Origin of the sequence: Ectothiorhodospira shaposhnikovii, assembly GCF_016584105.1 — a bacterium.
Lineage (GTDB): Bacteria > Pseudomonadota > Gammaproteobacteria > Ectothiorhodospirales > Ectothiorhodospiraceae > Ectothiorhodospira > Ectothiorhodospira shaposhnikovii.
Genome location: NZ_NRSM01000047.1, coordinates 1 through 15,014, shown reverse-complemented (window position 1 = coordinate 15,014; position 15,014 = coordinate 1). Strand labels below are relative to the sequence as shown.

Sequence of the window (15,014 nt, the reverse complement as noted above, 5' to 3'; positions counted from 1 at the left end):
CTTACGTTGCCTGCCGGCGGGGCCTCGGGCGCCTCGCCGGCAGGCAACGTAAGCGGTTCAAGGGCCGCCATCAGGTGATCCGGGGCGGGAAGCGGCATCTCACCGGAACGGACCTCGTCAAACATCCGATTCAGCACATCCACCACCTGAAGGATGATATCCATCAGATTGCTGTCTACCTGGCGCTGCCCCTGGCGCAACAGGTTGAATACATCCTCGGCGCGATGGCAGATCTTGACCAGGTTTTCCAGACTCAGAAAACCTGCCCCGCCCTTGATGGTATGGAAACTGCGAAACACCGCGTTGAGCAGGTCTTTATCGTTTGGTGTCTGCTCAAGCTGCACCAACTGCTCACTGAGGCCCTCCAGCAGTTCTCCGGCCTCAATCAGAAAGTCCTGAAGGATTTCGTCGTCGGTATCCAGACTCATGTCCGTCTCTCATGCCTGGTGCACACGCACCTTGTTACACCAGTTTGGCGGCCGGACCAGTCAAATCTGAAACGGGCCGACGCCCCGTCCAGCAAGGGTACCCTAGAAGCCAAGACTGGACAGCAAGTCATCCACATCGTCCTGGTTGCTCACCACGTCGCCATGATCGGACGTTCCTTTCACGGCAGGTCCCCCAGGCTTGGTGGGATCCTGGCTTTCCGGCTTGGACAGCCGCTGTCCGGAAATCCGCACCAAGCCCACCAGATTGTCCTCCATATCCTGCACCAGGGTCATCACCCGGCGGATGACCTGCCCGGTCAAATCCTGAAAATCCTGGGCCATGAGCACCTCGGAAAGATGCTTGCGAAGCACTTCGGCATCCCGCTCCGTATCACCCAGGAAATCTGCCAGAGACTGGCTGACAGCCCGGAATTCATCCACGGACATCTCCCTCTGGCGGAAGCGGACCCAGTCTCCAGCCAGCGTCCGGGCACGCTCCGCCAGGGCCTCGGAAACCGGCAATGCCTCCTCCACCGCAGTGATGGTTCGATGGGCGGCCTGATCCGTCATGGCCACCACATAATTGAGGCGTTCCTTGGCGTCGGGAATGTCCATCTGGGTCAGTTCAGAAAGCCGTGAGTCCATGCGAAAACTGTTCAGGGCCTCGTGCAGATCACGGGTCAGCTTGCCCAACTCCTGAAACAGCAGGCTCTCATGCATGCGGCCCATTTCTTCGATGAGCCGACCGGCCGCCTCCTCCTCGCCGGACTCCATGAGCTTGACCAGTTCACGGGCACGATCAAGCTGTTGTTGTTTGAACAGGGCTTCTTTGCTGTCTTCCTGGTTCTCCATGACGCCGCTCACCCCTGTTCCTGAATTCGCTCAAAGATCTTGTTGATCTTCTCCTTCAGGGTTTCCGCAGTAAAGGGCTTGACGATATAACCGCTCACGCCGGCCTGTGCTGCCTCAACAATCTGCTCGCGCTTGGCTTCCGCCGTCACCATCAAAACCGGCATGTTCTTGAGACGGGGATCGGCACGCACCGCCCGCAACAAATCAATGCCGGGCATGCCGGGCATGTTCCAGTCGGTGACCAGGAAGTCATAATTACCGTTTTGAAGCATGGGCAGCGCAGTGCTGCCATCATCGGCTTCGGCGGTATTGTTATATCCAAGATCCCGCAGCAAATTCTTGATAATGCGGCGCATCGTGGAAAAATCATCCACGATGAGGATCTTCATATTCTTGTCCACAATAACCTCCCGATTAAGATACGCACCTGAAAAACACCCGTGAAGTATGGGTGATTTCCGGCATTCTTGAGTTCAATGCTGCCGACGAGGTGGCAATCAGACCCTCTCGCCATCGGAAACCCACTCGCTCATGCGAGCCCTGAGCCGAACCAGCGCCTGACCATGGATCTGACAGACCCGGGACTCGCTGACACCAAGCACTTCCCCGATCTCCCGCAGGTTCAGTTCATCATCATAATACAGAGAGAGGATCAAACGCTCACGCTCGGGCAGGGTATCGATATGATCCGCAAGGGCTTGCCGGAAATTCTCGCGGGTCAGGGACTCCTGAGGGGTCGGCCCCTGGCTCGGGAGGAAATTATCCACATCTGCATCAGTATCGCATAGGTCATCAAAGCCCAGCACGCGACAGCCGACCGCATCACGGAGCATGTCATGGTAGGCTTCCAGGTCCACGCCCAGGGCTTGCGCAATCTCCGCACCGGACGCCACACGCCCCTCCCGGCCCTCGATCTCCCGAATTACGTCGCTGATCCGGCGCGCATTGCGATGCACGGAACGGGGTGTCCAGTCACTTCTCCGGACCTCATCCAGCATGGCTCCACGGATGCGGATCCCGGCATATGTCTCGAAACTCGCCCCCTGACTGGGGTCATAGTGCCGGGCCGCCTCCAGCAAACCAATGACACCGGACTGGATCAGATCGTCCACCTGCACATTGGCGGGCAGGCGGGCGAGCAGATGGTAAGCAATACGCTTGACCAAGGGAACATGCTCGTCCACCAGTCGGGTATGATCTACCTCTGTGCGGGAATACATGGCTATGGCACTTATGATGCTGCTGGCTCAGGGTCGTCAAAACCGCTGTTGATCAACCTTTCCACAAAGAATTCGATTCCACCACGGGCACTGCGTGGCATGGGCCACTGGTCAATCCGGCTGGCAATGTTGCGAAAGGCGCGGGCGGCGGGACTGGACGGGTAGGCCTCCATCACGCTTTGCCGACGCTGAACCGCCTTGCGCAGCAACTCATCATGGGGCACCGCACCGACGTAATCCAGGATCACATCCTCCAGGAACCGGTCACACACCGCCACCAATTTACGGAAAAGTGTCTGGCCCTCGTCCTCGTTATCGTTGCGCACCATGTTGGCGAGAATGCGAAACCGCATCAGACCGTGGTCCCGGTTCAGGACCTTGATCAGTGCGTAGGCATCGGTAATGGAAGCCGGTTCATCGCATACTACCACCATCACCTCCTGAGCGGCGCGGCAGAAACTGGTGACACTGTCATGCAGTCCGGCCGCAGTATCCACCACCAGAACATCCAGTGGGTGCGACAACTCGCTGAAGGCCCTGATGATACCAGCATGCTGGGCAGGCTCCAGATCCGCCATTCGGGCGATACCCGAAGCGGCGGGCACGATCAGCATGCCCGCCGGCCCCTGTACCAGCACTTCTTCCAGGGTCTTTTCTCCATTGAGCACATGGTACAGATTGGCCCTGGGCTGTAGCCCGAGCAGCACATCGACGTTGGCAAGGCCCAGGTCTGCATCCAGCAGCATGACTCGCTTGCCGGTTTGCGCCAGGGCCGTGGACAGGTTGACGGATACGTTGGTCTTGCCCACCCCCCCCTTACCACTGGAAACGGCCAGAACGCGGACCGGCACCGCCACATCCTGAAACTGGGAAGGCCGGGCCGCATGGTAATCAATGGCTTGAGGCATGGGCATACCTGGCATTAGGGTGATTGACGGGCTCACGGAACATGGGGGAAACAACCTGGGCCTGACGGGCATCGCCACGTTCGCCCGCCGCATCGGCCAGTCTTGCGGCGGTTGCCACCATCCGGGCAGCTCTGGCGGGCCGCAGGTCATCAGGTACGCGTTGACCTTCACTGACAAAGGCAAGGGGCAGCCTCGCCCCGACAAGGATCGAGAGTACTTCGCCCAGTGATGCGGCCTCATCCACCTTGGTCAGCACACATCCCGCCGGCTTCATCCGGGCAAAGGATTTAACGGTTTCCATGAGCACCGTCTTCTGCACGTTGGCCGCCATGACCAGCAACGTTTTTGCCGCAGGAAGTGTCGTCAGAGACTCCAGTTCAGCAATCAGCTTCATGTCCCGCTGATTGGTGCCCGCCGTATCAATGATGATCAGTCGCTTGGATTTTAGACTCTCAAGCATATCCTTCAATTGACGCGATGTCTGCGCCATGAAGACGGGAACTTCCAGTATCTGACCAAAGGTCTGCAACTGTCGATGAGCGCCTATGCGATGGGCGTCCGTGGTGATCATGGCAACTGAGTCATGACCATGCCTCAGGCTTTGCAGGGCGGCCAGCTTGGCTACGGTGGTGGTCTTGCCAACGCCTGTTGGCCCGACCAGCGTGAGGATGCCCGCCTGATCCATGATGCCATCGGGCATGACCGGCAGACGTCCGGAAAGATGGTTCAATGCATCCTGCCAGGCTTCCGCCGGCTCATCAGGGTGAGCGACCTCCATGGCAATCTCCTTGGCAAGTTCGGGATCAAGCCCGAGACGCTGGAGTCTGGCCACCACGCCTGCCCGGCCCGGCTCCCGGCGCATGAACTCCTGCCCCGCCAGACTGGCCAGCTGATCATGCAGCATGGCACGCAGGCCCTGAATTTCCTTCTGCATGGCAAGGAGCGTGGGCTCCTGAGACCATTCGATATTGACGACTTTCTTCAGCCTTTGCGGATTGGCCGGCCTCGAAACCCTCTCATTATCGGTCGACTCAGGCGCGGGCGGCTCCACCACAGGCGTCATCAGGGCGGGAAGCCCCTCCTCCGCCCAGGCCTCCTCGCGACGAGCCCTCAGCGGGGGAAACGATGTCGGGGGTTTACCGGCATCGGAAGCCGGCTGGGAAGGTGCCGCCGGAGGGTGTTCCTGTCCCAGGCGTCCGCCCAATCTGTCATCCGCCTCAATCGCGGACGGGGCCTGTACCTGAACCGGAGGTGCCTTTCTCGGGGCCGCCGCCATGTCGCTGGTGGTTGCACCCCGCCTGGAAACCGGCTCACCTGCCATGGTGGCCATCTCCAGTACCGCCTCTTCATCGTAATCCATCGCCGCGATGAGTTCGATGCCGCCTTCCACGCTACGACTGGAAAGGATCACTGCATCCGGCCCCTGTTTCTCCCGCACCAGCCGGATGGCCTGGCGCATATCCGGTGCAAAATAGCGTTTTATTTTCATGACGGTAACCCATTATTCCCGTTGCGCTGTCTGTGATAACCGCTGCACAAGCATTGAAATGCCTTGATCCTGAACAACCAGCGTCACTCCGAGCCCCGGCCAACGGTGGCAACCACCCGAATCTGTTTGTTGTCCGGTATTTCCGTATAGGCCAGGACATGAAGTCCGCGTATTCCAGATCGCAACCAGCGGGACATCCACGGCCGGATATCCGGCGACACCACCAGAACAGAAGGCTCGCCCGATATTTCCTGACGCTGGGAGGCCTCGGCGATGGAACGCTGCAGGCGTTCCGCCAGTCCCGGTTCGATTCCAAGTCCGGCACCACCGCCTCCCTGCGAAGACTTCTGCAAAATCTGTTCCAATGCTGGATCAATGGCCAGCAAAGGCAGCTCTGATGCGGTTCCCACAATGTTCTGAACAATGGCACGGGACAGAGACACCCGGACGACGGCCGTAAGAACGTCAGGATCCTGACTCCTGACACCATGTTCCGCCAAGGTTTCGGCGATGGTACGCATGTCCCGCACCGGGATCTGTTCCGCCAGCAGGTTCTGCATCACCTTGAGCACCACTCCCAACGCAAGGGTCTTGGGCACCAGATTTTCCACCAGCTTCGGCGAATGCTTGGATAGCGTATCCAGAAGATGCTGCACTTCCTCATGCCCCATCAGCTCATGGGCATGCTCCTTGAGGATCTGGGACAGGTGGGTGGCAATGACCGTCCCCGCATCCACCACCGTGTAGCCCAGCCCCTGGGCCTCTTCCCGCTGCGCCGGATCGATCCAGAGCGCATCCAGCCCGAATGTCGGGTCCTTGGTGGGAGTTCCCTTCACCTGACCGAATACCTGGCCGGGGTTGATGGCAAGTTCCCGGTCCGGAAACACTTCGCCTTCCCCCACGGTCACGCCCATCAGGGTGATTCGGTAATGGTTCGGTCCCAGATCCAGGTTGTCACGGATATGTACCGGCTGGATCAGGAAGCCCAGTTCCTGGGAGAGCTTGCGACGCACCCCCTTGATCCGCGCCATCAGCTGCCCGCCCTGGGACCGGTCCACCAATGGAATCAAGCGATAACCCACTTCAAGACCCACCAGATCCACCGGTGGCACATCATCCCAGGTGAGCTCCTTCATCTCGGGGCTGGTGGTGGGCGGCGCCTCCTCATCCATTGCCCTGACCACGGCCGCCTCCTCGGCGACGCGCTGCTGGCTTATCAGATAGGCGCTGGCGCCCATCAGGGCACCCAGGCTCAGGAACACCATGTTGGGCATGCCGGGGACCAGCCCCAGGGAACCCACGATGCCACCCGCCACATAGAGGGCGCGGGGAGAACCGAACAGCTGCTTGAAGACCTGCTGCCCCATGTCCTGGGCCGACGACACCCGGGTCACGATGATGGCCGTGGCCGATGAGAGCACCAGGGAAGGAATCTGGGCCACCAGGCCGTCGCCAATGGTCAGCAGCACATAGTTGGTGGCGGCGTCCCCCACGCTCATGCCGTGCTGCAGGGTGCCGATCACCAGACCACCGATGATGTTGATGAACAGGATCAGGATGCCGGCGATGGCATCCCCCCGGACGAACTTGCTGGCACCATCCATGGAGCCGTAAAAGTCGGCCTCCTGGGCCACCTCCTCCCGGCGCTTGCGGGCCTCGTCCTGGGAAATCAACCCCGAGTTGAGATCGGCGTCGATGGCCATCTGTTTGCCGGGCATGGCATCCAGGGTAAAGCGGGCACTCACCTCGGAGACGCGGCCGGCGCCTTTGGTCACCACGACGAAGTTGATGATCACGAGGATGGCGAACACCACCAGACCCACGGCATAGTTGCCACCCACCACAAAATCACCGAAGGCCTGAATCACGTTACCCGCCGCGTCGGTGCCGGTATGCCCTTCCAGCAGGATGACCCGGGTGGAGGCAACGTTCAAAGCCAGACGCAGCAGTGTTGCCACCAGCAGCACCGTCGGAAAGACTGCGAATTCCAGAGGACGTGGCGTATAAACCGCCACCAGGATCACCACCAGGGAGAGGGCAATGTTGAAGGTGAACAGAAGATCCAATGCCAATGGTGGCATCGGAATGACCATCATTGCCAACAGCGCCATCAGCAGCAGGGGGGCACCCAGGCCGACGCGGTTCACACTCTTCATACTGTCCGCAAAGCTCGCCATTTATCCGTTCTCCGCAGGCGGCACATCACGTTTGAGAAACTCATCCGGCACAGGCAGGTCAGTGGGCGGTGTCGGCGCCACTCCACCCTCGCGCATCGCATTACGCAGGTGATAGACATAGGCCAACACCTGAGCAACGGCCACGTAGAGACCGGCCGGAATTTCCTGTTCCAGGCGAGTGCTGTAATAAAGCGCCCGCGCCAAGGGCGGCGCCGACATGATCGTTACACCGGACTGCATGGCCACTGCCCTGATTTCACCTGCCACCAGATCAGCCCCCTTGGCCACCACACGGGGGGCGCCGGCCTTTTCCTGGTCGTACCTGAGGGCCACCGCATAATGGGTGGGATTGGTCACCACCACATCGGCCTTGGGCACCTCGGCCATCATTCGGCGTCGGGAAACTTCGTACTGGAGCTGCCGGACCTTGCTCTTGACCTCCGGCTTGCCTTCGGTCTCCTTGAACTCGTCCTTCACTTCCTGCTTGGTCATGCGCAGCTGGCGCTGGTGATTCCACAACTGGAACGGCACGTCGATCATGGCCACCAGGATCAGGGACACGCTCAGGGCGACGAAGGTCCAGGCGATCATGTACCCGGCACTCACCAGGCCCGGAAGCATTTCCTGTCCTCCCAACCCCAGCAGGCGATCGGAAAACTGCCAGAGGATAGCCACCGCCACCACCGCAATCAGGGAGAATTTGGCCAGGGTCTTGGCCAGTTCCATCAGTCCCTGAGGTCCGAAGATGCGTTTGAGACCCTTGATGGGACTGAGCTTGTCCGGCTTGGGCTCAAGCCCCTTGAGACGAAAACGCCCCCCACCCATGACCACCGGCCCGGTGATGGCGGCGATCACCAGGACCAGAAACATGGGTGCCAGGATCATCAGCGCCTCACCGATACGCGCCTGCAGCGCCACCATCATGAAGGCCGGATCGAAGATGCGATCCCGGTCGATGATCAGACTGTTCCGGATCAGGGCCTGGATGTGGTTGAGAAACGCCCCGCCGAACAGCAACAGCGTGGTGGAACCGGTCAACAGCACCAGGGTGGTGTTGAGCTCCTTGGAACTGGCCACCTGCCCCTTGTCCTGGGCATCCCGCAGGCGTTTGGGGGTCGGTTGTTCTGTTTTTTCCTGTGAGGATTCATTCTCGGCCATGGCCTAGCCTCCCAGGATGCGCTGGATGAGCCCGAATCCAGCCATGGCCAGATCACGGATACGTGGTTCAAGAGTGGGGAGATTGAGCATGATGAGCACAAAACCCAGCATGATCATCATGGGAAAACCCACCGCGAAAATATTGAGCTGGGGCGCGGCGCGGGTGATCACCCCCATGGACAGGTTCACCATCAGCATGGCCGCCACGACAGGAAGCCCCACCAGCAGAGCACCCACGTACATGGTGGAGCCGAAACTCACCACCTGCCAGAAATCCACCCGGGTCAACCCCTCGACACCGACAGGCATCAGATAAAAGCTCTGAAGCAACATGTCCAGCAAGGCAATGTGGCCATTCATGGCCAGGAACATCAATGTCCCCATGATCATGAAGAACTGCGAAACCACCGGCACCTGGACTCCCATGGCGGGGTCCACCATGGAGGCATACCCAAGGCCCATGGACAGCGCGATGGATTCACCCGCCATGGTCAGTGCACTCAAAACCATCTGGAAAATAAAACCCATGGTCAAGCCAATCAGCACCTGCTGTACCGTGACCACCAGCCCCTCCATGCTCAGCGGCTGCACGGACGGCACCTCTGGCAGCAGGGGCATGATCAGCAGAGCCAGCACCAGGGCAAAGACCAGACGAATCCGCACCGGAACCGTTCCCGCACCGAATATCGGTGCCGCCAGCAGCATCGCGCTGATTCGCACGAACGGCCATACGAAGGAGACAACCAGGGCGATCAGTTCTGTCTCGGTGAAACTGAACATGGATACAGTGACTCCTAGCCGATCAGCGCCGGAATGCTCTCGTAGAGTCGCAGACAGTAGTCAACCAGCAGATCCAGCATCCATCCACCGGCAACCACCAGGGCTGCAAACATGCCCAGCAGCTTGGGTATGAAGGAGAGGGTCATTTCCTGGATGGAAGTGGCCGCCTGAATCATGCCTATGAACAGACCAATGGCAAGGGCGGTCAACAGTACCGGTGCCGATATCAGCACTATGACCATAACGGCCTGTTGGCCTACCTCCACGACGGTGTTCGGTGTCATCGCTGGTCTCCCTTCGTTCAGACAACAATAAAGCTGGTGGCCAGGGTGCTCATGATCATCGCCCAGCCATCCACCAGCACGAAGAGCATGATCTTGAAAGGCAGTGAAATGATGAGAGGCGACAACATCATCATGCCCATGGACATGAGGACACTGGCCACCACCAGGTCAATGATCAGGAAAGGAATGAGGATCAAAAACCCGATCTGAAAAGCGGTTTTCAGTTCGCTGGTAATGAACGAGGGCACCAGGATGGAAAAGGGAACATCCTCGGGAGCCTCGAAACTGTCATGCCCGGCAATGCGGGCAAACATCGCGATATCCGTCTCCCGGGTCTGCTCGAGCATGAAATCCCTGAAAGGCGCCCAGGCACGCTGGACCATTTCCTCCTGACTGATCTCCTCGGCCATGAAAGGCTGTATGGCCTCCTCGTTCACCGCCTGGAACACCGGCGCCATGATGAAGAAAGTCAGAAACAGGGCCAGTCCGATAAGGATCTGATTGGAAGGTGTCTGGGTAGTGCCAATCCCTTGGCGCAAAATACCCAGCACGATGATGATTCGGGTAAAAGAGGTCAGCATGATGAGGGCTGCGGGCAGCAGGCTCATCAAGGTCATGAGAATGAGAATCTGCAAGGTGACCGAATAGGTCTGACTGCCTGCCGGATCCGTCTCCACCGACAGCAGTGGAATACCTGCCTGAGCCATGGCCTGGCCCACGGGTAACAGCATCAGCACAATCCCTGCCGGTAGCAGCAGCGCCGTTCTCATGACACCCTTCCCTGCCGGCCCATGGCATGGCGAAGTCGTTCAGCGAAGTTGCCGGGATAGGTTTCAACAGCACGGTCTTTCGGTTGAATCGGCTCATCCAGTACATGCAGTGTCTGGACGCGCCCCGGAGCGACGCCCAGCAACAACTGAGTCTTGCCGGCCTGGACAAGCACCATACGCTCTCGCGCCCCGAGGGAAACGGCCCCGAGCACGCGAAGTTCACCCGATACCCCTGCATTCATCCCGCCCATGCGCCGCATCATGAAACCCAGCACCAGAATGGCCAGGATCACCAGGATCAACCCCATGACGAGCTGCCCCAGATAGGCGGCGCCATCTCCGGTAATGCCCAGACCTGTCGCTCCGACGCCGGACTCATTCGCCAGCGCCGTCAACGACAGGGAGAGCAATATTGATCCGACTGCCACAGACTTGAACACAGACATGTGTCGCCTCATTTGAGTTTGCGAACACGTTCCGCCGGGCTGATCACGTCAGTGAGGCGGATGCCGAATTTCTCATTCACCACCACCACCTCTCCATGCGCCACCAACGTGCCGTTGACCATCACGTCCAGAGGCTCGCCGGCCAGGCGGTCCAGTTCCACGACAGACCCCTGATTGAGCTGAAGCAGGTTCCGTATGGGAATCTTGGTACGCCCGATCTCCATGGAAATGGTCACCGGCACATCCAGGATGACGCCCAGATTGACTTCGGCGCCTCCTTCCTCCCGCTCTCCTGAATCAGCCCCCAGATCCTGAAACTCCATCTTTGGAGTGGGATCCTTCCAGGCGGAACCTTTCTTGCCGCCGGGTTTGGCCCCAGCAGGATCTTCTCCCGCTGAATTATCGCCAGCGTCCTTGTCGTCAGCAGCACCGGAGGTCTGTCCGGATTCGACTTGCTCCTGCTCCGCCAATGCGGCAGCCCAGATATCCTCTTCTTCGGATGCGGGCTTGTTGTCCTGATCTTTTTCACTCATGGAGGATGTCCTCGCTTGCGTCATTCACTGAGCCGGATCGGCTCGGTAATCTTGATGGCATTGAAACCTTCCGAAACACCGAACTTGCCTCGGAAGACCGGGATTCCTTCTGCCCTGATCGTTAACAGATCCGGGATTTCCACCGGAATGATGTCTCCGGGCTGGAGATTGATCATCTCGGCGACCGTCAGCTCGGTTTCAGTCAGCTTCGCGGTGAGTTCCACCTGGACCACCTTGAGCTCCTCCCGCAGCGCCTTGACCCAACGGTCATCCACATCAGCCCGGTCACTCTGGAGTCCGGTATCCAGCTGTTCACGGATGGGTTCTATCATCGAATACGGCATGGTCACATGCATTTCGCCACCACCACCATCCAGTTCCACATGGAAGGTGCAGACCACCACCACCTCGGTGGGGCTGACGATATTGGCGAACTGGGGATTAACCTCGGAGCGGTTGTATTCGAATTCCAGTTCCATGACCGGTGCCCAGGCCTTCGTCAAATCCCCGAAGGCCTGGTCCAGCAACATGCGAATTACCCGCAGCTCCGTGGGAGTGAACTCACGGCCTTCGATCTTGGCGTGATAACGTCCATCACCGCCAAAAAAATTATCCACGAGAATAAACACCAGCTTGGGGTCCAGCACGAACAGGGCGGTGCCACGCAGAGGCCGCACCCGCACCATGTTCAGGCTGGTGGGCACATACAGGGAATGTACATACTCCCCAAACTTCATCATCTTGACACCCCCGACGGAAATCTCCGCCGAACGGCGCAGGAGTTCGAATAGCCCGATCCGCATGTAACGAGCAAAACGCTCGTTGATCATCTCCAGGGTTGGCATCCGTCCCCGTACGATGCGATCCTGGGTGGTCAGGTCATACCCCCTGGCTACTCCATCGTGGGCAAGGAGTTCGTCCTCAGTCTGCACAGCACCGCTGTCCACTCCGTGCAGCAGGGCATCAATTTCGTCCTGGGAAAGAAGGTCACTGGTGGCCATCATGCTGCCTCATTGCATCACAAGACTGTTGAAGTAAACCGCCTCAATCTGGGTGCGCTCCCCCCGCATCCCGAGCACATTCACTACCTCTTCCAGCACTTCAGCGCGGGCCTGCTCCTTACCTTCACGGGTGATGAGATCTTCATAAGTCTTGCTCCCCATGAGCACCATCAGATTGTTCCTGATCACCGGCATATGTCGGCTGATACCATCCAGCACAGCCTGATCCCTTGCCATGATCACGATGCCCACCTGAACAAAACGAATCCTGCCCGAACCCTGAAAATTGACCACCAGGGGGGGATCCAGGGGCAGATAAATGGCCGGCTTCTCGGGTTCAGGCCGGTCCTCACGGGGTTCGCCACCACCCAGCAGATACCAGGCAATTCCTCCCCCCGCCCCAGCAGCGACCAAGGTGGTGAGGAGGATGATCAGGATCAGTTTCAACATGCCGCCACCTGCCTTTGCGGGATTTGGCGCTGCAGCGGACTTTTCAGGTTTTTTGGCCATGCGTCTGGGCCTCCGTTTTCAAAGGGGTATTGCAATACCCATGCCATCCATACATCAAAAAAATAAAAAATAAAATCAAAGACTTAAATATCAACCAGAAATAAGCGACGATTTTTTGACAATACAGCCGCTCAGAAAGTCGGCAGGTCGACGAGGCTTGATGCCAGGATTGGCCTGGAACTTGAGGGGAGATTATACGGTGGGAACGCAAATGAGGACGCCGCCCTGGTCAGGGCGGCGTCCTGGAATTAAATCATGGCGCAGTCATTGCCGTCCACGAACGGATATTCATGACCCGGCGTACAGGATACTGGACATCGGCGGCGTAGCGCCATCAGGCATAGGCATCCAGCAGACCAGCACCATCGGAACCATCGGTGGCCAACCGCCCCGCCACGATATTTCCGGAGTCGGTTCCGTCACCATCCTGATCCGGGTTGGCGGTTGCCTGCCCCTGGGCCGGATCGCCTTGGCCACCGGCCTCGCGGCCGGAAACATCAACATCGCCCAGATGGACACCACTGTCCGCAAACATTTCCCGTAATCTGGGAATCGCTGCGTCCAGGGCTTCCCGTGTCTGGGCATGGTGGGCAAGGAATTGTATGTTGGCACGATCACCCTCCATGGCAATACGCACCTCCACGGGACCCATTTGAGGGGGGGTCAGTCTCAGCTCCGCGCCCTGGACATTCTGGTTCACCATCCATAGCACACGGCTACCCACCGCCTGGCCCCAGTTGGGACGATGAACCGGCACATCCAGATCCAGAGCACGCAATGGCGTGGTCGTCTGCGAGGTGGACTGGGCAAGGGAGGAAGGCGCCATCTCGGATGAAACCGCCGTCAATACCTGCGAGACGTCAGTACGCCCGGAGGCGAGTGGCACCTCGGCTGCCACCCTGGAAAACAGGGCCTGCAGGGCCTGAGGCATTGCCTGATTGCCCTCTTCACGGGACTGGGCAACAACACTGGTGCCCGGTCCATGAAATACCTTTTCCAGGGCAGCAACCAAGGCCTTGTGCGCTGAAAACTCCCGCGGAAGTCCTCCACCCGTCTGGGGATTCTCAGCAATGGATTCCGGCACTCCCCGACCCGTTCCGGCCAAAACCTGCCATGTGGAGAGGACGGATCCTACCACCGCGGCATCAAAGGTTGCCTCATCCTCAAGACTGATGCCGGCCTGTTCCAACAAATGCAGGAGCGTTTCGGGATCCAGTTCCCCGTTCAAAAGATCCGAAACCGTGAGGTCAGCATTGAATTGACCTGACTCCAGAAAATCCGGATTCGTCAGCAACGCCTCAAGCACCGAAGACAGGGACGCATCTTCATGAGGGGTATCATGCATCTGCAGTTGCCTCATCAGGCTCAACTGAAAATCTGCCCCATGGGCAACCCCAGCCTTGCCGACGGAACTCGCTGTATCGCCTGCCAGGGCGGACATGTTGAATACTACGGATAAAGGCATGGAAGTCATGCTCATGGCCAAACCCTCGGATGTATCATGTGCTACAGCTGAAACATACAAAAAACGGGCCAGAAATCACTTGAACCCCGTTCTTGATCGACCATTGCGGTCATCCTGCTCCGCCTGCTCACGGCGATCCTCCACCAGACGCTCTTCCTGCTGGAATTGCTGAACCACACGATTCAAGGCCTCTGTTTTCCCCCGAGCCTCCACCCAGCGGCCTCGGCTCATCTCTACTTCCTGTCTTGCCGCCTCCACCAAGCGCAGCTGCTGCTCGATCGCCTCGTTGAGACGATGCAGAAACAGCCGGTAGTCCCTGACCGAAACCCCCGTCATGCCCACTTGGCTCTGTGAGTTGAAACGCTGTGAGTACTCGTCCCGGTAACTGCTCAGCTCCTCAAGCCGAGCCATGCATTCATTCAGATTCATCTGTGACTGCCCCAGGCCCTGGGCAGCCCTTTGCTGACGGTTGTCCGCCACCTGCAGCACGGGTTCCATGCGTTTGGATCGATTCATTGAACCACCTCGAAACAAGTCAATCCGACAGAAATACGGCTCACGCCTTCGGCCTGACCATGACCGTCCGGCATCACACGAGGCCGCACAGGATCCTGCCTGGCATCATCGGATCACCTTTCCTCTATCATCAGAGGCATTCACGGGAAGAGGCTCCATCAGCCCAAGCCCATCCAGTGCCTTGAGACTATCCTTGAAGTTGACGGACTGCCGCATATCCTGCTGCAGGTATGATTCCAGCCTGGGATGCAGCGCAATGGCCTGATCCACCCGAGGATCCGAACCTCGTTGATAGGCGCCCACGCTGATTAGGTCCCTGTTCTGCTGATAGCGGGAATACACCTGCTTGAAATATCGGGTATACGGATTTAATGGTTGATGGGGCACCTTCACCCCACCAACCTGATACCACCCTCAGATGGTTGATAGATCGACCCCGTAGTTGAGTTCCTCTGCGAAGTCCGGCAGTCCGTAACC

18 protein-coding genes are annotated in these 15,014 nt (G+C 58.7%); all 18 read right to left on the bottom strand.

The window, feature by feature from the left end; all coding sequences use genetic code 11:
- A partial coding sequence (locus tag CKO35_RS16640) for an Hpt domain-containing protein (protein WP_242467313.1) occupies positions 1-428 on the bottom strand: 428 nt, incomplete at its 3' end.
- Positions 429-530: 102 nt separating this feature from the next.
- On the bottom strand, positions 531-1,280 hold the full coding sequence (locus CKO35_RS16635; RefSeq protein WP_200177237.1) for a protein phosphatase CheZ: 750 nt from the start codon (positions 1,278-1,280) through the stop codon (positions 531-533).
- An 8-nt stretch (positions 1,281-1,288) separates the two neighbouring features.
- Entirely contained in the window at positions 1,289-1,669 is a 381-nt protein-coding gene (locus tag CKO35_RS16630; RefSeq protein ID WP_200177240.1) for a chemotaxis response regulator CheY, read from the bottom strand.
- Between the two features lie 108 nt (positions 1,670-1,777).
- Entirely contained in the window at positions 1,778-2,500 is a 723-nt protein-coding gene (locus tag CKO35_RS16625; RefSeq protein ID WP_200177236.1) for an RNA polymerase sigma factor FliA, read from the bottom strand.
- An 11-nt stretch (positions 2,501-2,511) separates the two neighbouring features.
- Positions 2,512-3,408 carry a MinD/ParA family protein gene (locus CKO35_RS16620; RefSeq protein WP_200177235.1) on the bottom strand — a complete coding sequence of 299 codons (897 nt, stop codon included), beginning with the start codon at positions 3,406-3,408 and terminating at the stop codon, positions 2,512-2,514.
- Complete coding sequence (gene flhF, locus CKO35_RS16615) at positions 3,392-4,897, bottom strand: flagellar biosynthesis GTPase FlhF (RefSeq protein WP_200177234.1); 1,506 nt, start codon at positions 4,895-4,897, stop codon at positions 3,392-3,394. The genes CKO35_RS16620 and flhF overlap by 17 nt, the downstream gene beginning before the upstream one ends.
- Before the next feature lie 83 nt (positions 4,898-4,980).
- Positions 4,981-7,074 (bottom strand): flagellar biosynthesis protein FlhA, encoded by a 2,094-nt coding sequence (gene flhA, locus CKO35_RS16610; RefSeq protein WP_200177233.1) that lies wholly within the window; start codon positions 7,072-7,074, stop codon positions 4,981-4,983.
- A complete protein-coding gene (flhB, locus tag CKO35_RS16605) occupies positions 7,075-8,232 on the bottom strand; it encodes a flagellar biosynthesis protein FlhB (RefSeq protein ID WP_200177232.1) in 1,158 nt (385 codons plus the stop codon).
- A 3-nt stretch (positions 8,233-8,235) separates the two neighbouring features.
- A complete protein-coding gene (fliR, locus tag CKO35_RS16600; RefSeq protein ID WP_200177231.1) occupies positions 8,236-9,012 on the bottom strand; it encodes a flagellar biosynthetic protein FliR in 777 nt (258 codons plus the stop codon).
- A gap of 14 nt (positions 9,013-9,026) precedes the next feature.
- The gene (fliQ, locus tag CKO35_RS16595) at positions 9,027-9,296 is read right to left on the bottom strand and encodes a flagellar biosynthesis protein FliQ (RefSeq protein WP_200177230.1); all 270 of its coding nucleotides are present in this window, start codon (positions 9,294-9,296) and stop codon (positions 9,027-9,029) included.
- A gap of 17 nt (positions 9,297-9,313) precedes the next feature.
- Entirely contained in the window at positions 9,314-10,066 is a 753-nt protein-coding gene (gene fliP / locus CKO35_RS16590; RefSeq protein WP_200177229.1) for a flagellar type III secretion system pore protein FliP, read from the bottom strand.
- Positions 10,063-10,512, bottom strand: coding sequence for a flagellar biosynthetic protein FliO (gene fliO / locus CKO35_RS16585; protein ID WP_200177228.1), 450 nt, complete (start codon positions 10,510-10,512; stop codon positions 10,063-10,065). The genes fliP and fliO overlap by 4 nt, the downstream gene beginning before the upstream one ends.
- An 8-nt stretch (positions 10,513-10,520) precedes the next feature.
- Positions 10,521-11,045 carry a flagellar motor switch protein FliN gene (fliN, locus tag CKO35_RS16580; protein ID WP_200177227.1) on the bottom strand — a complete coding sequence of 175 codons (525 nt, stop codon included), beginning with the start codon at positions 11,043-11,045 and terminating at the stop codon, positions 10,521-10,523.
- A 20-nt stretch (positions 11,046-11,065) separates the two neighbouring features.
- The gene (gene fliM / locus CKO35_RS16575; RefSeq protein ID WP_200177239.1) at positions 11,066-12,046 is read right to left on the bottom strand and encodes a flagellar motor switch protein FliM; all 981 of its coding nucleotides are present in this window, start codon (positions 12,044-12,046) and stop codon (positions 11,066-11,068) included.
- Positions 12,047-12,055: 9 nt separating this feature from the next.
- On the bottom strand, positions 12,056-12,496 hold the full coding sequence (locus tag CKO35_RS16570; protein WP_242467311.1) for a flagellar basal body-associated FliL family protein: 441 nt from the start codon (positions 12,494-12,496) through the stop codon (positions 12,056-12,058).
- Between the two features lie 394 nt (positions 12,497-12,890).
- Positions 12,891-14,036 (bottom strand): flagellar hook-length control protein FliK, encoded by a 1,146-nt coding sequence (locus CKO35_RS16565; protein ID WP_207143887.1) that lies wholly within the window; start codon positions 14,034-14,036, stop codon positions 12,891-12,893.
- A 60-nt stretch (positions 14,037-14,096) separates the two neighbouring features.
- The gene (gene fliJ, locus CKO35_RS16560; protein WP_242467308.1) at positions 14,097-14,537 is read right to left on the bottom strand and encodes a flagellar export protein FliJ; all 441 of its coding nucleotides are present in this window, start codon (positions 14,535-14,537) and stop codon (positions 14,097-14,099) included.
- 105 nt (positions 14,538-14,642) lie between these two features.
- Positions 14,643-14,924, bottom strand: coding sequence for a hypothetical protein (locus CKO35_RS16555; protein ID WP_338031823.1), 282 nt, complete (start codon positions 14,922-14,924; stop codon positions 14,643-14,645).
- Positions 14,925-15,014: the final 90 nt, after the last annotated feature.